Genomic DNA, 26,644 nt, shown 5'->3' with positions numbered 1-26,644 from the left:
CGCGTGGGGGCTGAATGGATCGGGCATGTTGAAGCGCAATCGATTGCGCTTGGTCGATTTTCTGAGGGCTACCGGGCGGTCGTCAACTGAATTCAGAGTGCTCGCGCGTGAGTTCTACTTTTTTCGCGCGTTGAGAGCGTTCAGCTTGCTCTTAAGCTGCTCCAATTTCTGGCCGGCTTCTGTGAGTTTGCCTTGGGCGGTGAGACGCTGGTAGTCGTCGAAGTCTCTGGCGGCGCCTTCTATCAAAGTGTTGAGGTCGCTGCCCGGCTGTGTTGTGGCGGCTGCGCCGGGTGCGGCGTTGGCATGTTGCTGAGGAGAGGGCTGCTCTGCGCTGAGGGACGGCGCTTCGCCTCCGAAGAGAGAGCGGAGTGCGGCTTCGAAGGTGGAGCCGTATGCGAGGCGGTCCTGCACGGCGAGCACGACGAGGCGGAGCTCAGGCATGGGGCTTCGTTCGGCCTGGAGGTAGATGGGCTCGGCGTAGATGAGGGCCTTGCCGCAGGGAATGACGAGGAGCGCGCCGCGGCGGACGCGTGAGCCCTGCTGGTTCCAAAGCGAAAGCTGGCCGGAGAGCTGGGCGTTCTGGTCGATGCGCGCTTCAACCTGGAGAGGGCCGTCGACGAGGCGTGTTTTCGGGAAGTTGTAGACGAGGGAGTTGCCGTATTGATCTCCGTCGCTGCGGCCCGCGATCCAGCCGATCATGTTATTGCGATTGGAGGGCGTGAAGGGCAGGATCTCGACGAACTCGACGTTGGATTCGCCGGGAAGCTTCATGAGGACGAAGTTCGGATCCATGGGGCGCGCTGCCTGATCGCCGGATGAGGATGCTCCAACTTCGGAGGCGACGGTCCAGAGGTCTTCGCGGTTGTAGAAGACCACGGGATCGGTCATGTGATACAGGCCGTAGGCTGCGGCCTGCATGCGCAGGAGCAGTTCGGGATAACGCACGTGTTTGCGCAGGCCCAGGGGCATTTCGGAAGCATCTTTGAAGAGCTGAGGAAAGATCTGGCGCCAGGCGTTGATGATGGGATCCTGCGGATCGAAGACGTAGAAGGTGGTGGTGCCGTTGTACGCGTCGACGACGATCTTGACGCTGTTGCGGCGGTAATTGATGGAGCCGTTGCCGAGATCGTAGTGGGTCGAGTATGGGTACTGATCGGTGGTGGTGAAGGCGTCGAGCATCCACGAGAGGCGGCCATCTTCGCCGATGACGATATAGGGGTCTTGTTCGAAGGTCAAGAAGGGAGCGACGGCCTTGACGCGTTCGAAGACGCTGCGGCGCATCAGCAGGCGGCTGTCGGCGGTGATGTCGTCGCTGAAGGGAACCTTGGCCAAGTCGCCACGATCGAAAGCGATCAATACGCGCCGCAGGAACGAGCCAAGCACGATGCCGCCTGTTCCCTGGTAGGTGGTCATGCTATTGGTTTCGCCTTGCGGGTAGTCGAATTCCTTCTGGCGGGTTTTGACGTAGACTTCGGTGTTGGTGAGTTCGCCGAAGTAGATTTCAGGGCGCGTGACCTGAATGGCGGGGTCTGTGCTCTGAATGGGCATGTTGCTGAGGATCAGAGTGGGCAGGCCTTCCGGCGTGAATCCATTGACGGGGTTCATCGTGACGCCGTAGCCGTGGGTGTAGATTAGCTTTTCGTTGATCCAGTTGCGGCTGCTTTCGGGTAGCTTCTCGACGTTGAGCTCGCGGGCGGCGAGCATGACCTGGCGTTCTTCGCCGTTTATGCGGTAGCGGTCGATGTCGATGTCGGGAAAGTCGTAGTAGGTACGGATCTCCTGTAGCTGGCGGAGCGTGTCCTGCAGCGCGCGCCAGTCCCAGAGGCGGATGTTCTCGAGCGTGGGCTGATTGTTCGCGGCGTCGACGGACTCAACGGAGACTTCGGCCGGGAACTCGTGTTCGGCGATACGGTCCAGGCCGAATGCCTGGCGCGTGAACTGAATGTTGTTGGAGATGTAGGGTTGTTCGCGAACAAGCTGGTTGGGCTTGACGACGAAGCTGTCGACGTACCAGCCGGCGATCTGCACGAGGATGAAGCAGAGGACTGCCGGCGCAGGAGAGGCGACGAGGCGCGCGACGTGAGGGCGGAGGAACAGGTTCATGCCGGCAATGCCGGCTCCGACGAGAAGGGCGACGCAGATGATCAGCAATCCGCCGAGGATTACGTGCGCATCGGTATAGGTGACTCCGTCGAAGACGGTGTGATCGCCGCCGAGACGATCGAAGCGGCCGAGGTAGGTGCGGACGGCGACGACGAGGAGAAGGAAGGCGATTGCGCCTGAGAACCACCGCAGCGGAACCGGAGAGGACTCGAATCTGCGATCGCGCATGAACTGCGAACTGGTGGTCATGAGCAGGAAGAGCCCAGCGACAGCGCAGCAAAGCAAGGCAATAACGAGAAGCCATCCGACGAAGAATTGCAACGCAGGCAAGGTGAAGAGGTAGAAGCCGACGGTCTTGCCGAGGATCGGATCATGAGTTGGGGCGAGGTTGGCAGGGGCGTTGAGGTACAGGGCGAAGATGGCCCAGTCGCTCATGAATGCAGCGCCCGCGATGAGCGCAACCACCACGGAACCAAGCAGGCCGGCAGCACGCAGCACGGGCTCGATGGGCAGTTCGTAACTCTGGTTGCCAAACCTTACCGTGCCGGCGCTGGCGAGGTCTTCGCGACAGCTATGCCGGAGAGCGGAGAAGAATGCGTAGAGTATCGCGAACGTGGCGATGAAGGCCAGGCCGAAAGAGAGCCACTGGTAGCCAAGAGTCTTCCAGAAGATGCTTGCGTAATTGAGGGAAGCGAACCAGAGGGAATCGACGTAATAGGAGACGATGGTGCGAGCGCTGAAGAGAAGGACAGCAAAGACGATGAGGACGAAGATAACGGTACGACGGGGGCGCGCGGAGCGATCCCGTATTGGAAATTCGTAAGGTTCCTGAACCACGTTCACCAGCTTCCTGATTCGGCAAGCCCAATTCTACTGCGCTTGAACGTATGAAACTATGCGGAAACAGGCGGACAGGTGCGGAGCTGTTCGTGCAAAGGAACGATCAATCTGCAATTGCAGGCCAATCGTTCTGCCACTTCAAAGTCTTGACCCATTGATATGGAGTATTGCTCTTGTCAAGATTATGCGCGTGGAAGACGATGAGGCTCTCGCCCTTCTCGCTGTCAAGGAAAGCGGTGCCGCCGCCCGGCGCATTCCAAGTGCTATTGCCTTTGAGCAATACCGTTCCGCCGCCGTTTAACATGCGCGTGCCGTTCTCGTCCACGAAGGGGCCGTGCGGGCTGGTTGAGCGTCCCACTGCCTGCTTGTAGTTGTTGTCAGCGTTGTTCTGTTCGCAGCAGTAGTCGACGGAGACGAACAGGTAGTAGTAGTTGCCGTGGCGGATGAGAGAGGCGCCTTCAATAGGGTTGTTAGGAATGCCGGGCCGGGTAGCGAGGTCGTAGCGCGTGCGATTCGATGTGAGCAGCATTCCCGTGACCGCGTCGATCTGGCGCTGCTTGATGCCGGACCAGTAGCTGCCATAAGTCAGCCAGACCTTCTGGTCGGAGTCGATGAGAATCGTCGGGTCGAGCGCGTTGAAGTCGTCGCCCTGCTTTGACTCAAGAACCAGTCCGCGATCGACCCATTTGTATGCGGGATCGGCAGGATCAAGTGTGGTGTTGGTTGCGAGCCCGATGACGGTCTGCTGCGTGTGAAGTCTCGAGCCGTTGTAGTAAAGGTGGTACTCGCCATTGAAGTAGGAGATGTCTGGCGCCCAAAGCCCCTCAACGCCGGGCACTCTCTGCTGTATCCACTGCGGCATCCCTTCGGGAAAGACGCTACCGCAGGCGGTCCAATTCATTTTGTCCTGAGAGCAGTGGATGGGAATGTTGCCATTCCCGGGAAATCCAGCCACGTCCGTGCTGTAGGCATAATAGGTTGCGCCTTGTCGGATAATGCTGGGGTCGAGCACGGGATCCGTGTCGCCGAGCTGCAGATAAGAAGCCAGAGGGTCGGTGCCTTCCGCCGCGTAGGAAAGTTTTCCAGTGGGAAAGATCCCGCAGGAAGTCAAGGCGATCAGGTACACGGACAGCAGACACACGCCTGCAATCCGCTTGCAGCACAGCATGAGAGGGAATACCTTTCGCGAGCAAGGCAACCTTTTGGGTGGGCCTGCATCGAGTCTACCCGAAATTGTTTATACCTTGTGGTATTTGCATGCGGGGCACGGAAAAGTTGTATCGTACGCAACATTTCTTGCCTGCGAGTTGGAATCTTCCCATGAATGCGGGCGGGGCCAACTTGATGTCGCGAAACCGAATCCTAAAGCCAACGGAGCTTGCGGGATGCAAGACTCCGCAATGCAGCGGCTCTCATATCTAGTTTCTGGTCGTGGCGTAGCTAAGTAAATAAAGCCAAACAGGTCATCGTGTGCAGATGCCAAACCCGGGTTCGCCAAACGGGCGCATCACGATCCTTCAAACCTCCAAGCGAATGCAAGATAGAGCCGTTTTCTGCCAACCATCCAGCGCAAGGTGAGGAGTGAGCGTGGGCCACAAGAAACAGACAGCAGTCATCATTGGTGCAGGGCCAGCCGGACTCACGGCTGCACTCGAATTGTGCCGTCAGTCGGATATTAAGCCGATCGTGCTCGAGGGGAGCGACCGCATCGGCGGAATATCGTGCACCATCCGCTACAACGGCAACCGGATGGACATTGGCGGCCACCGGTTTTTTTCGAAATCCGATCGTGTGATGGATTGGTGGACCGAGATCATGCCCATTGCCGATTCAGGGCAGAGCGGTGATCTATCGATTCGCTACCACAATCAAGAGCGCCATATTAAGAGCGCAGCGAAGGAGACGCAGGCACTGGGTCCCGTGCCGGTGCCCGACCCCGACTGCGTGATGCTCGTGCGTCCCAGGAAGAGCCGTATCTACTTTATGCGTTCGTTCTTCGACTACCCGCTCTCGCTTTCGGCGGGTACGCTGGGCAGGCTCGGCATCGCGCGCACGGTAAAAATTCTGTTCAGCTATCTGAAGGCGCAGACATTTCCGCGCAAGCCTGAGAACACGCTCGAGGACTTCCTCATCAACCGGTTCGGGCGCGAACTGTACCTTACGTTCTTCAAGAGCTACACGGAGAAGGTGTGGGGCGTGCCTTGTGACCAGATCTCGGCAGCTTGGGGTGCCCAACGCATCAAGGGGTTGTCGCTGATTTCCGCCGTCAAGCATTTCGTCAAGAAACTGTTTGCATCAAGCAAGCCGAAGGGTGACATCCGGCAGAAGGACTCGGAGACTTCGCTGATCGAGCAGTTTCTTTATCCCAAGTACGGGCCGGGACAGTTGTGGGAGCATGTCGCAAAGCAGGTCCAGTCGAAAGGCGGAGAGGTGCGGCTCGGCTGGCGCGTTGAAGGCTTAAATGTGGAACGCGCCAAAAACGGGTCGATGCGAATCGCATCCCTTGAAGCGCGTACGCCCGAAGGCAACCGCGTGTGCATCGACGGAGACTTCTTCTTCTCGACGATGCCGATCAGCGAACTCATCAAAGCCATCGATGCGCCTGTGCCGGAAGACGTGCGAGCGATCGCGGACGGGCTCATGTATCGCGACTTCATCACGGTGGGCCTGCTTGTTGATCGCCTGCTGTTGACCGAGTCGGACGGTTCCATGATCAAGGACACGTGGATCTATGTGCAGGAGCCGGACGTGCTCGTCGGTCGCATCCAGATCTTTAACAACTGGAGTCCCTATCTGGTCAGCGATCCCTCCAAAGTTTGGATCGGGCTCGAATACTTTTGCTACGACACGGACGAGCTTTGGAACAAGCCAAATGCGGAGATCGCCAAATTCGCGATCAACGAAGTCGAGCGCATTGGCATTCTCCGTGCGGACGAAGTGCGCGACTCATGCGTTTTCCGCGTTCCGAAAACATATCCGGCTTACTTCGGAACTTACGACCGCTTCGACGAAATCATCAAGTACATGGAGCGCTACGAGAACCTGTTCCTGGTTGGGCGCAACGGAATGCACAAGTACAACAATCAGGATCACTCGATGCTTACGGCGATGATGGCTGTGGAGAACATCATCGCGGGCCGCAGAAGCAAAGACAATCTATGGCAGGTCAACACGGAGCAGGAATATCACGAGGAGAAGGGCAGGCAGGAAAGCGAACAGCAGCCCGCAGTTGTTGCAGGGCCGGTACGAGCCACGGACCAGCAGCCTGATGAGAAGAACGAAGAGGTTGCATGAGGAATATGGGCTCCGCAGTGCTGAACGACGAGTGCTCATACCAAACTTCGACTGAATCTCCACCGCGGGGTGCGGGGGTGGTCGCTTGGCTTGATGCCAACCCGGTCAGGGCATTTGCGGCCCTGACCGTCCTATATTTCGTGGTGTTCCTCATGCAATCAGCGCAGAAGCTGATGTGGCTCGATGAGTTCATCACATTTCATCTGGCTCGCCTGAACAGCTTCCATGATTTGTGGCATGCCCTTTCGGCTGGTGCAGACCCGAATCCGCCGCTCACCTATCTCCTGGTTCACTGGTGCCGGAATATCTTCGGCGAACATGAGTGGGCGTATCGATTGCCTGCGGCACTCGGTTGCTGGGTCGGCCTGACTTCTCTGTTCGCTTTCCTGAAACGCCGTATTTGCGGTTCATGGGCGATCTTCGGTTGCCTGGTCTGGATGTCCATGGCGGCATTCGACTACAGCTTCGAGAGTCGCTCGTACGGAATCTTCTACGGACTGGCGATGCTGGCATTTCTCTGCTGGACGGTCTCAATTGATCTCTCGAGAAATGCTGGAGTACGGTCGCTGGCGTTGATCGGGATGGTCGTAAGTCTGGCCGCAGGCATCTCGACGAACTACTTCGCAGTGCTCGCTTTTCTGCCGCCGGCGCTGGGTGAACTGGTGAGAACCATCGTGCGCGCGAGACGACTCCGCCTCGGTGCGCCAATGGAGTTCACCAGAAACTCGAGGAGCCGGCGGTCCGGCTGGCTTCGCGCCATCGATGTTCGTGTGTGGATCGGGTTAGCGCTGGCAGCGACCCCTTTGCTGCTTTATCGGCCATTGATCGCTCACTCGATTGCGCAGTTCGCGCCGTATGCCTGGAACAAGGTTTCGCTCGATCAGGTCTTTGACTCCTATACAGAGATGGTGGAGATCATTCTGTATCCGATACTCGCGCTGCTCGTGGTGGCAGCGGTCGTGTTCTGGTCGAAAGAGAGGGTGGCGGCAAGTTCGCGCAGAGTGTACCGCGGCTTGCTGCCGGGATGGCTGGATTCCATCTTCGCCCCTTACCGAGGAAGAACACCGCTGACGCCCTGGGAGGCGATGGGAGTCTTCGTCTTTATGACGTATCCCATTTGCGGATACATCATCGCATCGATTCGCGGAGGCATGCTCTCGCCGCGGTTCGTCATTCCTGTCTGCTATGGGTTTGCGATTGCGGCAGTGATAGCGGCGCGCTATGTCTTTCGAAATGTCCGCTACGGTCCCATAGTGCTGCTGTGTGTTGCCTGTGCTTGGTTCCTGAGCAGGGAAGCTGTAGTGGGGTATTGGTACAAGCAGCAGAAGGACTCGTTCTACAAGATCGTGGATAGTTTCCAGGACGCGCAGGCGCGCGTACCTGCGGGCTCGCCGATCGTAATTGCTGATCCGCTGCTGGCGTTGACGTTCCAACACTACGCGCCGGTCGATCTGGCGAGGCGGGTCGTGTTTCCGGTGGATTTCCCTGCAATTCGCTATTTCCGCAAGGATGACTCTCCAGAGGAGAATCTCTGGGCGGGACGCAAGGTCCTCTACTCGATGCCCATTGTTCCGCTGGCGGAATTTCAGCATTCTGCCGGCCCGTACATGATCGTTGCGAGCAAGAAGAACTGGCTCTTGCAAGATTTGCGCAAGCATCGGTACGACGTAGCGCGCCTCCCAGTGGATACGCGCGCGAACGATCTGGGAGGCTTCACGCCGCTTGCGCGCGGAGAGCCCGAGTTCTACGAGGCTCAAGGCGATCAGACTCCGGCGTATCAGCCGAGGGTGTATAGCCGTCCGCCTGCTCCATTCCAGGTGTCACAAAATGTCCCGGAGGCCAAATGGTACGTTCCGCCGGAGCTCTTGAGCGATGAGTGACGTTTCTACGCTTGCAGCGAAGCCACACGACCTTGTGTTCACTCGCGGACACGCACTGATCGGCGGAACGATACTCCTCATCGTCGGCATTGCATTCTTCCTATATCGGCAGAGGGCAGTCGAAGTACAAGCAGTTTCGCCTTTATACGAAGACATCGAGAGCAGCGTGTCGGCGACCGGAACCGTGGTCCCGACAAATGACTTTGCAGCCCGGGCGACTTTCTCGGGCATTGTGGACAACATCTACGTTCACTTGGGCGAGAGGGTCCGACCGGGCGAGAAGCTGTTGCAGTTGAGAGATCAATTTGCACAGTCACGCGTCGATAATGCTCGGGCGGCGCTTCTGACATCAGAACTGAACGCAGAGAACATGCGGCAGAACGGGTCCAAAGAAGATCAGATTGCGCAGGCGTCCGACCTGGCGAAGGCGCAAAGCGAGCAGATTTCGGCCGAAAAGGCACTGGCAACAGTTCAGCAACTCCGTCAGATCGGAAGCGCGTCAGACGCAGAGGTCGCATCTGCAAGACAACGTCTCGAAACAGCTAATTCCGCTATGCAGGCAGCGAAAACGCGAGCCCAATCGCGCTATCGTCCGGAAGATCTGAAGAGTACGGAGGCGAAGATTGCTGCTGATAAAGCTAATCTCGCCGGAGAAAGAGTTTCGTACGGAAATGCAAATGTCGCTTCGCCGATTCAGGGTACGGTGTACCTGCTTCCCGTAAACCGCTACGACTTCGTGCAAATGGGCGCTGAACTGGTGCATGTGGCGGATCTGAAAAAGCTCTCAGTTCGCGCCAGTTTTTATGAGCCGGACATTCGCCAATTGAAAACGGCCGAGCCGGTCAGGGTCACCTGGGGTTCTGGCGCACCCGGGCACGTCTGGAATGGAAGGCTCGAATCGAAGCCGATGGCCGTTACAGGGGATGGAGTACTCCGCACCGGGATGTGCACTGTCGACATTATCGGCGACACAGATGGCCTGCCGGTCAACACGAGCGTTACCGTCACGGCGACCGTGCAGAAGCATCTGCACGTGATGACGCTGCCCCGTGAGGCGGTTCGAGACCAGGGAACGCAGCATTTTGTGTTCCGAATTGCAGACGGTCAGCTGAAGAAGACGGCAGTGAACGTGGGGCTGGTCAATGCAATGAAGGCCGAGATCACCAGCGGGTTGAAAATCGACGACCGCGTCGCGGTTCATGCTTCCGAGGGAGAAAGCCTGAAAGACAATCTTCGCGTCAAATAGGTTTGTAGTTCATTCGCAGTTGAGGTGATTTCACACGGATTTGATTTAGCCGGTCACGATGAGAACGAATCGATGCAAAGGCGCGAGGGCGTGCGCTCGGCACACCTTCCGGGACTTGATCGTGCTGTGCTGTTTCTGCATCGCTCCCTGCCTCTGCTCCGCACAATCGGCCTTCAATTCTGTGATCCGGCGGGCTCTGGAGAAAAGCTCGCGAGTTCGAGCAGCTGAGCTTGATTTGAAGAAGGCTCAGCAAAATCTGGCGATCGCAAAAGACATCTTTGTCCCCAGTGTGGTCACAGGGGGCGGTCTCGGATGGACGTACGGGATAACGCTGAGTGTCCCTACTATCTTCACAGTAAATGCACAGTCGCTGGTTTACAGCAATCAGCAGCGATTCGCGATCAGAGCTGCTCATGCGGACGTGCAAGCCGCTCAGTTTGCGCTCGCAGAAGCCCGGCAGCAAACGGAAGAAGATGTTGCTATCGCGCTCATCGAATTGGACCAGAACCAGGCTGCGCTCGCGGCGCTCTCCGAACAACAGGACTTTTCGGCGAAGTTGGTTTCAATTCTCGAGGATCGCGTGAGAGCTGGCCTGGACTCCGAACTGGACCTTCATAAAGCACAACGGGGCGCACTGCAGATGGATTTGCAGCGGCTTCAGGCTGAAGACGACAGAGCTTCACTGCAGTCGCATCTTTCGGAATTGACCGGGTTGCCGGAGTCCGAGGTACAAGTTGCACACGATTCGATTCCTGAGATCCCTGACCTGCGTACAGCCGATCCCAATCCTCAAAGCTCACTCGCCACGCCGGGGCTTCGCGCGGCGGAGGCTACGGCTCGCGCCAAGATGGAGCGTGCGAAGGGAGAAGCCAATTACACGTGGAGGCCCATCATCAACTTCGCGGCTCAGTACGGACGCGTAAGCCCGATCAACGATGTCTCTTCGTTCTATAACCTTCACGAGAACTACAACACGGCGAACCTGGGAGTGATCTTTTCGTTTCCGATGTTCGATCGAATACGAAAGGATGCGGCCAGAGCGTCGGCCGCAGACGCTGCGCGATCAGAGATCGATATCCAGAATCAGCGCTTTGAAGAGAACGCCAACCGCATGAAGATGACCCGGTCCGTTCGTCTGATCGAGACGCGCGCAAAAATGGCGGAACTGGACCTTGCGATTGCGCAGGACGAACTGAAATCGGTGGGAATTCAGCTCCACGGCACCGGCGGATCTCCTCCGATTACGCCAAAAGAGGAGCAGCAGGCGAAGATACAGGAACGCCAGAAGTACATTGACCTGCTGAACGCACGCCTAGAACTCGCGAAGGCCAGAATCTCGCTCATGCGCCAGACGGGGCAGCTCGACGACTGGGTCGGCGCGGCAACGGTGGCCTCCGGTCATCATTGATCGCCCATGCTGCAAACGTCAGAAACTGAAAGGCATGTTGAGCCGGTCAGAGAGGGCCAACTGCTATGTTGCTTTCGGAATCTTAGTACCAAGGGCCATAGAACGCGGCTGGCAGGTCTTTATCGAGGCGCATAAATAGAGCGGGGCCGGACTGAACTCATAAGACCCTGACGTCATGCCAAGTTGATCGTTTAGAGAAATGAGAACTGAGGAGATCGCGCACTTGGCAGCGACACAAACCCTCGTACCCTCCACAGTCGGGAATCGCCAGCCTCAGAAGAGTAGGGCGGCTGCCCCATTTCTGCTCACGGCAGCGTTAACGCTCGTTGCGGTCCTCATTCACGGCTATCATCCTTACGCCGAAGATGGTGGCATCTACTTGCCCGGCATCTTCAAGCTGCTTCATCCAGAGCTGTATCCCGCTTGGACTGGCTTCGTGACTGCGCAGACGCGCTTCTCTCTGTTTGCTCCAATGATGGCCATTCTTGTAAGGACCACGGGCGTCGGTGTCATGACGTGCATGTTCTGGGTGTACGTCCTCAGCATCTGGGGAACTCTCCATGCCTCGTGGCTAATCGCATCGCGCTGCGTTGGCAACATCGAGGCCCGCTGCGGGGCAGTGGTCGTCTTTTGTCTCTGCATGACGATGCCTGCCGCGGGTACGTCGTTGCTGCTTGTCGATCCGTACGTGACGGCACGCAGTCTATCCACGCCCCTTGGGTTGCTGGCGATTCTCGGAACGCTCGACCTCCTCAGCGAGTTCAGGCAGACGGGTCGCTTACGACTCCGTTCTCTGGGGCTTCCCATGGCCGGACTGGTCTTCGCGATCCTTATGCATCCGCTCATGGGCTCGTACACAGCCTGCTGCCTTGCTACGCTGGTTTGCGCTTCGATACCGAACCGCCTGGTGCGAAACGCTTCGCTCGCTGGAGTCCTTCTGTTTGCACTGCTTGCGGCAACTCTGGTCAACGGTCTGGCGCCGGCTCAGCCGGCTGGATATGCGGCGGTGGCCCAAACTCGCAGCTATTGGTTTCTGAGCGCCTGGCAATGGTATGAGATCGTCGGTCTTGTCGCGCCATTGCTGCTCGTGTGGGCGATCGCTGAAAAGGCCGCAACTTTGAGCGACTGCGGGCGCTGGATGGCGCGCATGGCTGTCTGGGCCGGGCTAGCCGTAATTGCGGTCTCCCTGACATTCGCTCATGCAAATGCACACAATTACTTCGTAGCGATGCTCCAGCCGCTGCGAATCTTCCACACCGTGTACATCGTGCTCATCCTCCTTTCCGGAGCGTTGCTTGCAAAAGTCTTTCTTGAGCGCGACCCGGTGCGATGGACTGCCACCTTTCTGGTGCTGGGAGCGCTCATGTTTTTCGTCCAGATCCGGACCTTCCCGCATTCGTCTCATATCGAACTGCCTGGGCTCGCGGCGTCGAATGACTGGGAACAGGGGTTCCTTTGGATTCGGAACACCACCCCGAAAGATGCGCTCTTTGCACTCGACCCCCACTACATCGAGGGCGAGGGTGAAGACTCGCAGAACTTCCGGGCAATCGCAGAGCGAAGCGCAATTCCCGACATTACGAAGGATGGTGGCATCGCGGCCGTCGCCCCGGCGCTGACGCCAGCTTGGATGAGCGGCAAAGCAATCGACTCAGACCTGGCGACGGCCTCGGATGACCGGAGGCTGTCGAAGCTCGCTCCGGCTCACGTCCGGTGGATCGTGTTGCCAAGCAAGTCGGAGACCCGGTTCCCCTGCCCGTACCAGAATCGAGAAATGAAGGTGTGCCAGGTACCGCTTTTCTGACCTGCGCCCATCTTTTGGACCCAAAATCGGTTCCATACGGTTCCATACGCCCTCACATACGAGCTAAACCTGCCATTTTTGGTATCACTTGGGACGAAGGTCGCAGTTCGCGGGCATCACGCCCAGTCCCGACCCTTTGCAGAACAGCTCCGCTCGCACAAACTGAATGGAAGCAGCAGCTTACATTCTCAGTCGCATTCGCCAAGCCGCCCGAAACTCCACTTTTATGTAGAGGGACCACCGTTCCAGACCGAACATCTCCAGAAAACAAGATGACTGGAGTCGGATGGCCAAACTTTGGGCCTTGTCAATCGTATGACGGGCCATATTTTGTACGATACCGGTACCTTCTTTTCCTGTTGACAATTCTCTTAGAGCGACTCTAACATTCGCGCTGGTTATCACCTTAATCGCTTTACTCCAGCGAATTGCATGAGTGATGTCGGCCCTGCAAGAGAGGTTCTCATCGCCTGTCGCAAGCGGACTGTTTTGTGTTCGCAGGGACTGGTAGTGCGCGGGCGAGGGATTCCCGGTGTTCTCCCCCAAATCAATAACGCAAACAAGGCAACACCATTTCAAAAGGAAGGCCACATGAGAAAAGCAATAACCAGGTATATCCTGCTGACTTTGCTTTTGGTGCTCGGAGGAGCGTTTGTCGCATACGCGCAAGCCAACTCTGAGCTCACCGGCATCGTTACCGACCAGACAGGGGCGGTGGTCGCGGGGGCGCATATTACCCTCACTGACCCAGCTACGGGAACTACCAAGGCGACGGACAGCGGACCGACAGGCCTGTACGACATCAACGGTCTGAACCCGGCGACTTACAACCTCAAGGTCACCGCAAAGGGCTTCCAGGCCTTTGCGCAGAACGGCGTCGTGGTGAACGTCTCGGCCACGGTGCGCACAGACATCAAACTGACGGTTGGTGCGGAATCGCAGACGGTCACGGTCGAAGCTGATGCACTCCAGGTGCAGACGGACTCGAACGTGGTCAGCACGCTGATCAGCTCCGAGCAGATCAGCGAAATCGCAACTGAGAACCGCAACTTTGCTTCGTTGGCTGCCCTTGGCTTGGGCGTCAGCTCCGCACTGCCTGACTCCAACACGCCGAGCTCTGTGCTGGCGAACTTCACCATCAGCGTCAACGGACTCCGTCAGAGCCACAATATCTGGCTCATCGACGGCGGCGAAGCCGATGACCGCGGCGGCGCCGGCGGCATGGACATCATGCCTTCGCAGGACGCCATCGCCGAGTTCAACATGCTGACCTCGAACTATCCTCCGGACTACGGTATTTCTTCGGGCGCCACCATGAGCCTTTCGCTCAAGAGCGGCACGCAGAAGTTCCACGGAGAGCTGTTCGAGTTCAACCGCAACACGGACTACGACGCGAACTTCTACTTCAACAAGCTCGGCGGCAAGAACGTTCGCCCCGCGCTCCACTACAACATTTTCGGCGGCAACATTGGCGGCCCGCTGTTCATCCCGGGCGTCTACAACGCGAACCGGCAGAAGACCTTCTTCTTCTGGAACGAGGAATGGCGCAAAATCCGCAACGCCGCCGGCACCAACATCCAGAACACGCTGGACAACGCTGACCGGCCGACGGCTGGACAGAACCTTACGTATGTTGCGCCGGCATTCAGCGCCAGCAACCAGATTCACGTTCCGAATATCGACACCAGCACCTGGTACTACCAGAACAAGCTGAAACCGCTTGGCCTGGTTCCAAACGGCTGCTGGAACCCGGCACAAACGACCCTCGACAGCAAGGGCAATCCGCAGTGCACTGTCCTCAGTGGACAGGTCATTCCGGCCTCGCTCTTCGATCCGAACGGCGTGCTCTATCTCAACTCGCCGGCGCTTCCGAAGCCGACGACTTCCGACGACAAAGTTGTTTCGGCCAATGTAGTTCCGCTCGATGTCCGCGACGACGTCCTGCGTATCGACCACAAATTCACCGACAAGTGGGCAGTTCTGGGCCACTACATGCACGACACAGTGACCCAGGGATCGGCATCTCCGTTCCTCGGCTGGCTGTGGGCGAGCTATAACTCAATCACCAGCACACTGTCGAACCCGTCTAACTCGGCGGCAATCAAGCTGAGCGGCACCATCAACCCGAATCTCCTGGTTGAAGGCAGCATCAACTACGACGGCAACGTCATCAATATCGTGAACAGCTCGAATGCAGCGCTGCCTTCCGGCTGGAGCGTCAATCCGGTCTCCGGACTGTTCAAGATCACCCGCAATGCGCTACCCGGCATCGGCTATCTTGGCCCGTACGGAACGGCAGAAGATACAGGCTCTGCTCCCTGGCATAACGCAGCCCAGGACTATGAGCCCAAGGTCGATGTCTCGTACACCATGGGCAAGCACGCCATGAAGTACGGCTTCAGCTACAACCGGTACACCAAGAACCAGCAGATCTTTGGTGATTCGCAGGGCAACTACTCGCCAAACGGCTCGACCGGCGACAGCGCGATTGACATCCTCCTCGGATTGACATCGGGCTACAGCCAGTTCCAGGCCACGCCTATCCGCCACTACGTGAACCAGACACCGTCGGCTTACGTTCTCGACAACTGGCACGTCACACCGCGCCTCAGCTTGCAGCTTGGCTTCCGTTATGACGCCCTGCCGCACGCATGGGAGCGCAGCAACGCAGTCGCGACGTTCTATCCGGCGTCGTACAACCAGGCGGCTAAGCCAATCTGGACGGCCGCGGGCACGATCGACCCAAGCAGCCCTGGAGTCCAGACCATCGGCGGAATCCCGTTCTACCTGAACGGCATGGGTCTTGCGGGACAGAATGGCTTCCCGCGCGGCCTCGTCAAGAACGACTACAAAACCTATCAACCACGCATTGGGTTCTCTGAAGACCTCACCGGAAACGGCAGGACCGTTCTCCGTGGCGGCTTCGGAACCTTCTTCGAGAGAATGCAGGGTAACGACATTTACAACACCGCCACTGCCCCGCCGTTCTCTTACAACCTGAGCCTCGGCAACACCCTCTGGAGCAAGCCTGGATTCAACTGGCAGACTGGCGGCGACGCCTCTGCTGGCACACTCCCGGTCTTCGCGACGGGCGGCTACCAATACCTCGCGCACGACTATCGTGCTCCTGGCGTTGCTCAGTACTCGCTCGGCGTACAACGTGAAGTTGTCCCGTCCATGATTGCTGTTGTGCAGTATGTCGGCAACCTGGCGTGGCACCAGAACATCGAGGTACACCGCAACAACATCACCCCAGAGTCCGGTCTTGCAAAGATCGATGCTGGAAAGGGCCTTACCACTGTCGCTTGCCTCGGCGGCGACGGCGGCAACCACTCGCCTTATGGAGACGACAGCGCCTGCAAGCCGGGACTGGGCGGATTCAATGGCGGCCTGAACGCGTTCCGTCCGTATCAGGGTTACGGTGATCTTGATGCAGAAGAGAACGATACCAATGGCACGTACAACGGATTCCAGGCTGGACTCCGTGTTCAAAACAAGTGGGGCCTGAGCGGTGAGATCGATTACACGTATTCGCACGAAATCGACATCACCACATATGACCTCAACCAGGTAAGCAATCCGTGGAACCTGAAGTACGACAAGGGTTCCGGCGGCCTTGACCGCCGTCACATCGTCAGTGCCAATTACGTCTACAAACTCCCGATCTTTGCCAAGGGCACCGGGCTGACTCATTCGCTGATTGGTGGATGGGAACTGGCCGGAACCATCGTCGATGAATCGGGCGTTCCAGTGACAGTGACCGGCGCAGGCGGCTGCAATGGCGCAAACAACCCAACTCCTGGTTGCCACGACCAGGGCGGATGGGATCCGGTCGGTCTCGGCGGCGGCTACACAGTCCGTCCGAACGTGACGGGCAAGGCGAAGTACAACAAGAAGATGAACAGCTGGTTCGACACGTCCGTATTCTCGAACGTGATTCCGCAGTGGCAGGGCGGACCGAACCTCGGCTTCGGCAATGCCGGCAAGGACTTCATTGTCGGACCGGGCCGCGTCAACTTCACCACCTCGCTGTACAAGTCGTTTGCCATGACGGAGCGGGCGCACTTCGAACTCCGGTTCGAGTCGTTCAACACCTTCAACCACACAGAACCGAATGGAGTGGCCACTGGCTACAACCCGCAGAACGGCGCATTCAGCACCGTGTTGAATAAGGGCAACACGTTCGGCCAGATCACCAGCACGCAGGATCCGCGCGTGCTCGAACTGGGCGGCAAATTCGTGTTCTAAAAACAGCTGTATCGTCGGGCGCGGCGGAACCTCCGTCGCGCCCGATTTTTTTTGCGCCTCGGCAGGATCTGGGCTGAACCCGCGTTCGATCCTCTGAACCGATTAGAATCAGTGGTACTGGAACCCGCATGAAAACGGTGCTGTCAGTTGTGATGCTTTCGGTGGTAGCGATTGCTGCTGCCGCTCAACAGCATCCGAAGAGTGCTCCTGACCCGCAGCGGCAGCAGGCATTAGGGTTTGAGCAGCAGGGCGACATCGCGCAGGCTGAAGCGGCGTGGACCGCGCTGAGCAAGGCGAACCCGCGCAATCCCGAGCCCTATGCGCGTCTCGCGCTGCTGAAAGCGCGGCGCCAGGACTACAAAGGTGCGATTCCGCTTTACCGAAAGGCTTTGGCACTCGATCCGAACAAGCCCGCAGTGCGCTTGAATCTCGGCCTCGCACTTTTCAAAGCAGAGGAGCTGAAAGATGCCCTGCTGGAGTTCAAGACGCTCAGGAAGCAGGCAAAGACCGACTCGCCCGAGGCGCAGCGGCTCGATGTACTGATCGGTATGTGCTACTACGGGCTCGCTCAGTACGGGAGTGCCGTTCCTTACCTGAAGGCGGCAGCGCAGCGCGATCAGCAGAATTCCCCCCTGCTGCTGTCCTTGGCGCACAGTTGCCTCTGGTCGAAGCAGCTCCAGTGCGTGATGGATACATATCATCAGATCCTCTCCATCAATGCGGAGTCGGCTGAGGCCGACATGCTGGCCGGCGAAGCCCTGGACGAAATGAAAGATAACGAGGGCTCGACGAAGATGTTTCGCGCGGCCGTGGCCGCGAATCCGAAAGAGCCAAACGCGCACTTCGGCCTTGGGTACTTGCTATGGACTCAGAAGCAATACCCGGAGGCTCTTCAGCAATTTCAGGCCGAGCTCGAGAACGATCCAAATCACGCGCAGTCGCTCGTGTACCTGGGCGATTGCTACCTGCAACTGAACAATCCCACGGAGGCCCGACCGCGTCTGCAAAAGGGACTCGCTCTCGATCCAAATCAGTGGCTGGCCAGTCTTGACCTCGGCATCATCGATTCCGATGCGGGCAGAAACGAAGAGGCGCTTCGCGAATTGAATCTGGCGGCGAAGCTGAAGCCGGACGATGTCAACGTGCACTGGCGTCTGGGACGACTTCTGCGAACGATGGGCAAAATGCAGGAAGCACAACTGGAACTGGAGAAAGCCCGGACCCTGAACAAAGCGGCGGATGAAGATCTCTACAAGAAGATCGCAAACGGGGCGAAACGCGGGAATCCGCCTTCAGTCCAGGAGCCTCCGCCCGCGCAGTAGCTGGAGCTATCGAACTGCGGGACAAGGGTTCATTTGCTGCGACCTGAACTGAACGCTTTCTCGTGTGTGTTCAGCTGGCTGGTGCGGACCTGCGCTTCGACTTCCCGAATCCGCTGTTGGAGTCGGCGCTTGATCTCTTCGACGGTATCGCTCTCGCCGAGATGTCCCGTCTCGTCGAAATGATGGAGGTAGGTCCGCAGTTCCAGCAAGAGCTCTTGGGGAAGGCGATGGCCCATGACGGCTTAATTCTCTACACCGAAGCCCGAAAATGCAAGATAACCCCAATTTGAAACCCAATGCGCGTCTATAGGAAGTACTCAGACAGGCTCATCTGGGTCATTTCTGAGCGTGCGCGGCCCTCGCGGACAGTGCGAGCCCCTGCGCTACGGACGTGAACTCGTCTCCGCCCCGAGTGCGATCGGCTCCGAACCGGCTCGTGAAAATCCGGCGTACAGCAGGCACGAAAGAGGTGCCGCCGGTGAGGAATACACGATCCACATCATTCGGCTTTATGCCTGTACTCTTCAGCAGTGCATCCACGCTCTGCTCGATCGCGGCAAGGTCTTCGACAATCCACGTCTCGAATTCGTCCCGGGACACCGGAATCTGCAGGTCGATTGTGGAGGACCCCGGTCCCCCGTCTCGAAAAGTGAAATGCGTCCGCTCCTGCCCGGAGAGTTCGTACTTGGTCTTTTGTACTGCCTGATGCAATTGGTAGCCCAGGTCGCCCTCCACGATTGCGTTCAGGGCATGGATCTTTTCCGGCTCAAGCGCCCGCGCTTGGGCGCTCTTCAGAATCTCCCGAACATTATTGGTTCGAAGAAAAGACAGGTAATGCCAGCGCTCCAGGTTCGCGTAGATCCAGGCCGGAACGGCCGGAAGTATCTTGTCGAGCGAACGTGCGTTGGAGTTCGAGCCGAGAGCCGGCGATACAAGCTTTCGCACGATCCGCGCGTCAAATGCATCGCCGGCCAAACCGACTCCGGTATTGCCGAGAAGGTCGTCTGGCCGTCTTCCGCGACGCCGAACCTCCGGACCAACGCGCAGGAGAGAAAAGTCGCTCGTGCCGCCGCCAAAATCGCCAATCAGGATCAGTTCGTCGCGGTCGAGAGTTGCCTCATAGGTATATGCAGCTGCTACAGGCTCAAGCTCAAACTCAACCTCTTCGAATCCTGCTGCTACAAACGATTCCCGCAATCGGGAGACTGCGTAATTGTCATCGTCCTCTGATTCAGCCCCGACGAATCTCACGGGACGGCCTACAGTAGCGCGGCGAACTGGGCGTTTGAACTGCTCTTCAGCCTTCCTGCGGAGATCGGAGACAATTCGTGTGACCAGTTCCTCTAGCCGGTGACGTCGGCCGAAGATTTCGGTGCCGGTCAGCGATTTGCTTGACAGGTGAGACTTGAGTGACTGAATGAGACGCCCCTTCTCATCTGCATCGAGGTAGCGTTCGATCGCTTCGGGTCCCGAGTAGCCGTGAACTCGACGCTGCCCGCTGGAAGCTTTGCTTTGCTCGAAGTAAAGCACCGAGCGGCAGATTGGGATCGCTTCCCCGCGGAACGAGAACTTAGCGAGCTGGGTTTCTTTGCCGGGCTGCACCATTGCAACCGCGCAGTTAGTAGTTCCGAAATCGATACCGAAGGAAACCTGCTCGCGATCGCCGAGACGCATTCGGTGATTATTTCAATCGAGCTCTGTTTAGGGAAGTGCTCGACGCTCCGAAGGTATGAACCGAATCTCAACTCCCGTCTCAGTAGAGAAAGTGCCATTCGCTGGTTCTCACGTCCACGCGTGAAGCGTGCTGGTAGATCCAATCCACAGACGCGTTCACGCCGTGGCATCCATCGTCGGCTCGTCCGCCTCAATGTGCGCCGCTGAAGGCGGCTCGAGCGGCTTCGACCCGTGTGGCAGCTCGATCCCATCCTGCATCAGCAGCGCATCGTATACAGCAATAGGTCTCCAATGCCGCGCGAGAACGAATGCGCTCATGTTGGCGATCATCATCGGCAGTACCAGCCCATACCCTCCCGTCATCTCAAACACGATCAGAATTGAAGTCATGGGCGCCCGAACGATGCCCGCGAACACAGCCCCCATCCCCACCACCGCGAATGCGCCCACCGAATCCGCCGGGTGATGGAAGACCGTCACGTCGAGATAGCCAACCGCACCGCCAAGCATTGAACCCATAAACAGCGATGGAGCGAAGATGCCGCCCGAACCTCCACTGGAATAGGAACTCACCGTCGCGGCCAGCTTGAGCACGCAGAGTACAACCATGAACAGCAGGGGCATCGTGCCCGTCAAAGCTAACTCCAGAGTTCGGTACGGATCCCCGGCGATCCCGTTCAAGTGAAACCAGTAGAGGGCCAGGGCCGCCATGGCACCAGTCGCGAGCCCTCCCACTGCGGGATGTATCCATTTAGGTATTGCTGTCCATCGCTTGAACAGAGCGCGTACGTTCAACAAGCCATCTGTAAAGGTGATCGAAACGACGGCAGCGAGAATGCCCAGGAGCGCGTACCAGATCAGCGAAGACGCCGCACCGAGTTCGTAGGCGCGTGGCATGTGAAATACAGGAGTTTTCCCAAGAATCGAGTGCTCGACGACTGCGGCCAGCGCGGCAGCGACGATCACGCCCGATAGCATGGTCTGATCGAGATCGCCGATCAGCTCTTCGAGCGTGAAGGTGATGGCGGCAATCGGAGCATTAAAGGCCGCGGCAATACCGGCCGCCATTCCCACCGATGTCATCCGCCGGCAGTTGGTCGGACTGAGCCGTGCCGCTCGTGCCATTAGGCTGCTGACGCCCGCACAGATCTGGACTGTCGGGCCTTCAAGTCCGAGAGACCCACCCGAGCCGATCTGAAACGCGCACAGGACAAATTTGCCGACAGTCTCGCGCAATGAGACCAGCCCCGAGCGCAAAGCGAAGGCTACTTTAACCTGCGGGATCCCGGAACCCGCCGCCGCCGGCGCCCAGAAGGTGAGCCCCAGCCCGACGATCAGACCGCCCACGCACGGCGAAAGAATCGTCCAGAAAATCCATGTGTGCCCGTGCGCAAAGTTAGCTCGGTTGATCATTAGATTCTCGAGCCAGGCAATCGCCAGGTGAAATGCCACTGCAGAAAGTCCGCACAGGCCGCCGGCAAGAATGGTCACCGCGAGCAATCTTTGCCGCTCATTGGCCATCCTCGCGGTGAACCAAGCCACAAAGCGCGTCAAAACATTGCGCAGCCACTTAGCGTTACTCAATTATCGGGGGACCTCTGGAGACAAGACTCAACCTCAGTATAAGAGTCCGTCGCCCTGCCAGACTCGAGCTCGAAAAGCGAAGGATTCGGAAAACCCGCGTCACTTGTTTGTCATTTGCGTGCCCGGGTTCTTCCGCTCCGGGTTTCACTCAGGGAAGATGATTTCAGCGACTATCCCGGGCTGATGCAGCCATTCGACTCCAATGGCACACGGTTGATCCTCCGCGCATCGGTCCGGTTCGGGTGGCCTTGCACACGGGCGCGCAGGGCCACTCCTTTTTCAGATCCGAACTAGACGCCTAATGCTTGGGCGATGTCGCTTCCATGAATTCTGCCAGATAGTCTTTCCACACCGCCGCTTCGGTATGTGTTCCGTGGCCGTGCGTCTTGTCACTGATGGGAAGCAGGATGAACCGACCATGCGAGATTCGCTTCACCATCTTCTCTGCAATGCCAAGTTCGGGCGGGTTGATGTAGTCGTCGGCGGAGTTGATCCACAGCACAGGAGCCTTGATGCTCTCGAGCTTCGGCTCGGGGTTGTAGTTGCGGCTTGCGTTGAGGTAGTAGATCATGTCGTTCGCATCGGTCGAGGCCATAGTACGCGTGAGGTAACGGTCCACGAATCGCTCCGCGTCGGCGCGTGTGGGTGCCTCCTTCTGCATCACGAGTGGCGCGGAACCCATGACGAGCAGCATTTCATTTGCTGCGCGCAGCCCGTCTTGTGGTTCGGACTTGTACTCGCCGTTCTGCCATGCGGGATCGAGCTTGAGATCTTGGATCGCCATGTAGCGCATCATGCGGTTGCGGCCGGCAATTTCCACCGGCAGGCAGGCGAGGGGCGCGAGCGCATCCATGAAGTCGGGGTAGGTCTCTGCCCAGACGAAGCCCTGCATACACCCCATCGAGGTGCCGAAAATAAGGCGCAAATGATCGACGTGCATCTGGTCGAGCATCATCCGATCTGCGCCCACCATGTCGTCGTAGTCGTAAGCAGGGAAGTGCATGTGCATGCCATCTGAAGGCTTCGAGCTCTTGCCATGGCCAATCTCATCCGGCAGTATCAGGAAGTACTTCTGGATATCGAGCACTCCACCCGGCACAAACAGCACGTCGGAGAAGACGGGGTTCAGCAGCGAATGTGCGCTGCCGCCGGTCCCGTGCAGCAGCAGGATTGCATTGTCGACGTGACCTGCCGCATCCCGGTGCGGCGAGCCAAGCGTGAGGTAGTGAAGGCGCAATTCGGGCAGGGTTTCGCCGGAGCCAAAGCGGAAGTCCCGAAGCGTGACAACCTCGTCTTTGGTCGCCCAGTGAGAGGCCGCGGACGGAGCAGTAGTCGCCTGTGACGGAGTCTGGCAGAAGCCGGCTGGGAAGAATACCGCAATAGCAAGCAGGATCGAGGCACAGCGGTAGGGCATTTGGGAACTCCCGTCACGAGCAGATCGTGGCATGGGAAGCATTCTAATCTGCCGGTTTTTGTGGCAAGCTGGGTAGGCAGTTGTCTCCGGTCTTTCCGCGTAGAGGCGAAGCGAATGAGAGTACTGGCTAGAGTGGTACTCGGCACGGGAGCGCTGATTGCCGTCTTGGTCGCCTTCGGTATGTTTTTGAGCGCGTGGGAACCAGCCCATATGCACTATCCAGCCCCGGAGAACGAAAGCGCATTTCTGCGTACCTACTCTCTCAAGCGTGTTGTATTGCCTTTTGTCGATCCTCCTGGCGGAATCAGCGACCACACGGGTTCAGCCGGAGTTGCGGGAGAGGACAAAGTGGAGCATACCGCTGATTTCGGCGAATCCTTCCCCATGCGTTCTGACCGGAGGGTTCCCCTGATGCAGGCGGTTTACAACGATCTTGGACAGCAACTGCGGACCAGCGGGATGCAAATCCTGAGTCAGAGCGGAGACGTTTCAACCGGATTCAAGATCAGATACAGGTCTGGAAAGAGCTTTGGAGCGGTCTCGATCTCACCTCTGACGCCGGGTAAAGTACAGCGCAACATGCCGTTGCCCTTTGGCCTAGAAGACGTTGAGGTAGCAGTCGAGATCAGAGAAAAGTGGTTCCCGAAAGGGCTCTCTTCTGACATGGCGCAGGCCCTTCCTTAGTCAGCCAGGTAGTGCTTTCGCGACGCCCTTCTCCCGCGATAAAATCTCTCCGTCAGGTATGAACAAGGCTCCTTATAACCTTGCCAGACCCCTTCTGAAGCGCTTCCGCCGCGGACGCCACGACCGTGGACGCTAATTCGCCCAGCCAATTAGTCTTTGTTTCGACGAAATCAAGGTCCCAGGTGTCAGGAGCAAGACCCTTCGTCTTTGCTCAGGGCAGCCTCAGGGGCACTCACGCGTGTTCCATCCGCTGCACAGGCGCGGATAGAAAGGTTCCCTGATGAACAGCTTCCAAAGCAAAGCCACGCTGAAATCCGGCGCTAAGTCCTACACGATATTCCGCCTTCCGGCCCTCAGTGCTCGCGGGTTCAATCTGGCCCGCCTGCCGTTCAGCCTCAAGATCCTGCTCGAAAACCTGCTGCGCCGCGAAGACGGCGTTAACGTCACCGCAGAAGACATCGAGTTCCTGGCGCAATGGGATGCGAAGGCTGAACCCAATCGCGAGATTGCCTATATGCCAGCGCGTGTCCTCATGCAGGACTTTACGGGAGTTCCCGCGGTGGTTGACCTGGGCGCCATGCGCGATGCGATCAAGACGCTCGGCGGCGATCCACAAAAGGTCAACCCGCTCATCCCCGCCGAACTGGTCATTGACCACTCCGTACAGGTGGATGAGTTCGGAACGCCGCGCGCCTATGAAGCCAACTCGCTCCTCGAGTTCCAGCGCAATCGCGAGCGTTATGCGTTCCTCAAGTGGGGCCAGACTGCTTTCCGTAATTTCAGCGCTGTGCCGCCGGGCATGGGAATTTGCCACCAGGTTAATCTCGAGTATCTGGCCCGCGTCGTCTTCACCACCGAAGTAAACGGTGAGTTGCAGGCTTATCCCGACACCCTCGTGGGCACCGATTCCCACACCACGATGATCAACGGCCTCGGCGTCCTGGGCTGGGGTGTAGGCGGCATCGAAGCCGAGGCCGCCATGCTCGGCCAGGCGGTCAGCATGCTGGTTCCGCAGGTGGTGGGCTACAAACTCACGGGAAAACTCCGCGAGGGCGCAACCGCGACCGATCTCGTGCTGACCGTGACTCAGGCGCTGCGCAAACTCGGAGTGGTGGGCAAATTTGTTGAGTTCTACGGACCCGGCGTCGCCGCTCTGCCGCTCGCAGATCGCGCCACCATCAGCAACATGGCTCCGGAGTACGGAGCAACCTGCGGCATCTTCCCGGTCGATGCTGAGACCCTTCGATATCTGCGTCTCACGGGTCGCAGCGAAGAGCAGATCGCGCTGGTCGAGGCGTACTACAAAGAGCAAGGCCTCTTCAATACCGGAGACGCGCCCGAAGCCGAGTACTCGCAGACGCTCGAACTTGACCTTGCCGCAGTCGAACCCAGCGTTGCCGGACCGAAGAGGCCCCAGGATCGCGTCCTCCTCAAGGACACGGCAGAGAGCTTTGCAAAGCAACTTCCCTCGCTACTGTCTCCAACCGCCAAGCCGCTCGGTACCCGCACCGCCGCGCTATGGGAGCCGACTGCGATCACCGACACTGCGCTGGCTGTAGCACGCGAAGAAGGTGAAGGCCCAGCGACGTCATCTGCCCTCGCGAACGCTCATCCGGCCGAACAAACGTTCACCACTGGCCCGATCACCACCACCGTCAAAGAGCGATTTAACGTCGATCCCGACAAGTATCTCGACCACGGTTCAGTCGTAATCGCCGCCATCACAAGCTGCACCAATACCTCGAATCCATCTGTGATGCTGGCCGCCGGCATTCTCGCGAAAAAGGCAGTCGAGAAGGGCCTGTCGGTTCCACCCTGGGTTAAAACTTCGCTTGCTCCCGGGTCTCGCGTGGTGACCGACTACTACGAAAAATCGGGCTTGCTGCCCTATCTCGAGAAGCTGCGCTTCAACGTGGTTGGCTACGGCTGCACGACTTGCATCGGAAACTCTGGGCCGCTCCCGACCGACGTCTCCAAATCGATCGACGAGCACGGTCTCGTCGCCGTCAGCGTGCTCAGCGGGAATCGCAATTTCGAGGGCCGTGTGAACGTCGACGTTCGCGCGAACTACCTCATGTCTCCGCCGCTCGTTGTCGCTTACGCTCTCGCCGGACGCATCGGCCATAACTTCGATACGGAGCCGCTCGGCAAAGATCAAAAGGGCGCCGCGGTTTACCTTCGGGACATCTGGCCCACCCAGCAGGAAGTTGCCGACGCTATCGAAAAGGGCATCAGCAGCGAGGGATTTCGCCGGGAGTATGCCACCGTGTCGCAGGGTGATGCAAGCTGGCAAGGTCTTAGCTTTCCTACCGGCGACGTCTACAAGTGGGAGCCGGACTCCACCTACATCCGCCAGGCCCCGTACTTCGATAGCATGAAGAAGCAGCCCGACCCCGTCACCGACATCCTCGGTGCACGCGTTCTCGCTGTTCTTGGAGACTCCGTCACCACCGACCACATCTCCCCGGCGGGCAACATCAAGGCAAACGGTCCGGCAGGGAAGTATCTTGCCGAGCACGGCGTGAAACCTGCAGATTTCAACTCCTACGGCTCGCGTCGTGGCAATCACGAGGTGATGGTGCGCGGCACCTTTGCCAACGTTCGCCTGCGCAATAAACTTGCACCGGGAACGGAGGGCGGCGTCACGCGCCTCCTGCCCGAGGGCGAGCAAATGTCCATCTTCGACGCCAGCGTGAAGTACGCCGAACGCAAGGTGCCTCTGGTCATCATCGCTGGCAAGGAGTACGGCTCAGGCTCGTCGCGCGACTGGGCAGCGAAGGGCCCAAACCTGCTCGGCGTCCGCGCCGTTATAGCGGAGAGCTTCGAGCGCATCCACCGCTCCAACCTTGTAGGCATGGGTATTCTCCCTCTGCAGTTCGAAGAAGGGCAGAACGCAGAATCGCTCGGCCTCACCGGCGAAGAGATTTACGGCTTTGCCGGTCTCACCGATCTGCTCAAAGCGAAGTTCAAGAACGGGCGCACATTGAAGGTGAAAGCTAAATCCCCACAAGGCAGCGAAAGAGAGTTCAACGCGATCGTCCGGATCGACACGCCACAGGAAATCGAGTACTACGAGCACGGAGGAATTCTGCTCTACGTTCTGCGCCAACTCGCAACCAGGTAGCTGGAATTGAAAGAGGGCG

General features: G+C 58.3%; 15 protein-coding genes. 9 read left to right on the top strand and 6 right to left on the bottom strand.

What is annotated here, in order from left to right:
* Positions 1-114 precede the first annotated feature (114 nt).
* Both DHV10_RS13965 and DHV10_RS13960 read right to left on the bottom strand, forming a co-directional pair.
* Positions 115-2,940 carry a UPF0182 family membrane protein gene (locus DHV10_RS13965; protein ID WP_239461649.1) on the bottom strand — a complete coding sequence of 942 codons (2,826 nt, stop codon included), beginning with the start codon at positions 2,938-2,940 and terminating at the stop codon, positions 115-117.
* A gap of 106 nt (positions 2,941-3,046) precedes the next feature.
* On the bottom strand, positions 3,047-4,084 hold the full coding sequence (locus DHV10_RS13960; RefSeq protein ID WP_162601526.1) for an arabinan endo-1,5-alpha-L-arabinosidase: 1,038 nt from the start codon (positions 4,082-4,084) through the stop codon (positions 3,047-3,049).
* Positions 4,085-4,530: 446 nt separating this feature from the next.
* Here DHV10_RS13960 and DHV10_RS13955 point away from each other — a divergent pair, with 446 nt between their 5' ends.
* The 7 genes from DHV10_RS13955 to DHV10_RS13925 all read left to right on the top strand — a co-directional run bounded on the left by DHV10_RS13955 (position 4,531) and on the right by DHV10_RS13925 (position 18,145).
* Entirely contained in the window at positions 4,531-6,237 is a 1,707-nt protein-coding gene (locus DHV10_RS13955) for an NAD(P)/FAD-dependent oxidoreductase (protein ID WP_109486971.1), read from the top strand.
* Positions 6,234-8,117 (top strand): glycosyltransferase family 39 protein, encoded by a 1,884-nt coding sequence (locus tag DHV10_RS13950; protein WP_109486970.1) that lies wholly within the window; start codon positions 6,234-6,236, stop codon positions 8,115-8,117. The genes DHV10_RS13955 and DHV10_RS13950 overlap by 4 nt, the downstream gene beginning before the upstream one ends.
* Positions 8,110-9,363: an efflux RND transporter periplasmic adaptor subunit gene (locus DHV10_RS13945; RefSeq protein ID WP_109486969.1), complete on the top strand. Its 1,254-nt coding sequence runs from the start codon at positions 8,110-8,112 to the stop codon at positions 9,361-9,363. The genes DHV10_RS13950 and DHV10_RS13945 overlap by 8 nt, the downstream gene beginning before the upstream one ends.
* A gap of 58 nt (positions 9,364-9,421) precedes the next feature.
* Positions 9,422-10,771 carry a TolC family protein gene (locus DHV10_RS13940; protein ID WP_109486968.1) on the top strand — a complete coding sequence of 450 codons (1,350 nt, stop codon included), beginning with the start codon at positions 9,422-9,424 and terminating at the stop codon, positions 10,769-10,771.
* A 223-nt stretch (positions 10,772-10,994) separates the two neighbouring features.
* Positions 10,995-12,575 (top strand): hypothetical protein, encoded by a 1,581-nt coding sequence (locus DHV10_RS13935; RefSeq protein WP_162601525.1) that lies wholly within the window; start codon positions 10,995-10,997, stop codon positions 12,573-12,575.
* 591 nt (positions 12,576-13,166) lie between these two features.
* On the top strand, positions 13,167-16,823 hold the full coding sequence (locus DHV10_RS13930; RefSeq protein ID WP_162601524.1) for a TonB-dependent receptor: 3,657 nt from the start codon (positions 13,167-13,169) through the stop codon (positions 16,821-16,823).
* Between the two features lie 128 nt (positions 16,824-16,951).
* On the top strand, positions 16,952-18,145 hold the full coding sequence (locus DHV10_RS13925; protein ID WP_109486965.1) for a tetratricopeptide repeat protein: 1,194 nt from the start codon (positions 16,952-16,954) through the stop codon (positions 18,143-18,145).
* Between the two features lie 29 nt (positions 18,146-18,174).
* On the opposite strand, the gene DHV10_RS27190 is transcribed toward DHV10_RS13925, so the two are convergent.
* The 4 genes from DHV10_RS27190 to DHV10_RS13905 form a co-directional block, all read right to left on the bottom strand.
* A complete protein-coding gene (locus DHV10_RS27190) occupies positions 18,175-18,381 on the bottom strand; it encodes a hypothetical protein (protein ID WP_162601523.1) in 207 nt (68 codons plus the stop codon).
* Positions 18,382-18,481: 100 nt separating this feature from the next.
* On the bottom strand, positions 18,482-19,819 hold the full coding sequence (locus DHV10_RS13915) for an Hsp70 family protein (protein WP_109486963.1): 1,338 nt from the start codon (positions 19,817-19,819) through the stop codon (positions 18,482-18,484).
* A gap of 156 nt (positions 19,820-19,975) precedes the next feature.
* Complete coding sequence (locus tag DHV10_RS13910; protein ID WP_162601522.1) at positions 19,976-21,403, bottom strand: chloride channel protein; 1,428 nt, start codon at positions 21,401-21,403, stop codon at positions 19,976-19,978.
* Between the two features lie 298 nt (positions 21,404-21,701).
* The gene (locus DHV10_RS13905) at positions 21,702-22,817 is read right to left on the bottom strand and encodes an alpha/beta fold hydrolase (protein WP_109486961.1); all 1,116 of its coding nucleotides are present in this window, start codon (positions 22,815-22,817) and stop codon (positions 21,702-21,704) included.
* 114 nt (positions 22,818-22,931) lie between these two features.
* Between DHV10_RS13905 and DHV10_RS13900 the strand changes: the two genes are divergently transcribed.
* A complete protein-coding gene (locus DHV10_RS13900) occupies positions 22,932-23,501 on the top strand; it encodes a hypothetical protein (RefSeq protein WP_162601521.1) in 570 nt (189 codons plus the stop codon).
* Between the two features lie 280 nt (positions 23,502-23,781).
* Positions 23,782-26,625 (top strand): aconitate hydratase, encoded by a 2,844-nt coding sequence (acnA, locus tag DHV10_RS13895; protein WP_109486959.1) that lies wholly within the window; start codon positions 23,782-23,784, stop codon positions 26,623-26,625.
* Positions 26,626-26,644: the final 19 nt, after the last annotated feature.

It is taken from the genome of Occallatibacter savannae (genome assembly GCF_003131205.1).
In the GTDB taxonomy this organism is placed as follows: domain Bacteria; phylum Acidobacteriota; class Terriglobia; order Terriglobales; family Acidobacteriaceae; genus Telmatobacter; species Telmatobacter savannae.
The sequence above is the reverse complement of the archived record's forward strand: the minus strand, read 5'-3'. Positions and strand labels throughout refer to the sequence as shown.

Excerpts from the sequence above, each read along its gene's own strand:
- DHV10_RS13905 (WP_109486961.1), bottom strand. The coding sequence starts at position 22,817 with ATGCCCTACCGCTGTGCCTCGATCCTGCTTGCTATTGCGGTATTCTTC.
- DHV10_RS13950 (WP_109486970.1), top strand. The coding sequence starts at position 6,234 with ATGAGGAATATGGGCTCCGCAGTGCTGAACGACGAGTGCTCATACCAA.
- DHV10_RS13925 (WP_109486965.1), top strand. The coding sequence starts at position 16,952 with ATGAAAACGGTGCTGTCAGTTGTGATGCTTTCGGTGGTAGCGATTGCT.
- DHV10_RS13930 (WP_162601524.1), top strand. The coding sequence starts at position 13,167 with ATGAGAAAAGCAATAACCAGGTATATCCTGCTGACTTTGCTTTTGGTG.
- DHV10_RS13945 (WP_109486969.1), top strand. The coding sequence starts at position 8,110 with ATGAGTGACGTTTCTACGCTTGCAGCGAAGCCACACGACCTTGTGTTC.
- DHV10_RS27190 (WP_162601523.1), bottom strand. The coding sequence starts at position 18,381 with ATGGGCCATCGCCTTCCCCAAGAGCTCTTGCTGGAACTGCGGACCTAC.
- DHV10_RS13915 (WP_109486963.1), bottom strand. The coding sequence starts at position 19,819 with ATGCGTCTCGGCGATCGCGAGCAGGTTTCCTTCGGTATCGATTTCGGA.
- DHV10_RS13940 (WP_109486968.1), top strand. The coding sequence starts at position 9,422 with ATGAGAACGAATCGATGCAAAGGCGCGAGGGCGTGCGCTCGGCACACC.
- DHV10_RS13900 (WP_162601521.1), top strand. The coding sequence starts at position 22,932 with ATGAGAGTACTGGCTAGAGTGGTACTCGGCACGGGAGCGCTGATTGCC.
- acnA (WP_109486959.1), top strand. The coding sequence starts at position 23,782 with ATGAACAGCTTCCAAAGCAAAGCCACGCTGAAATCCGGCGCTAAGTCC.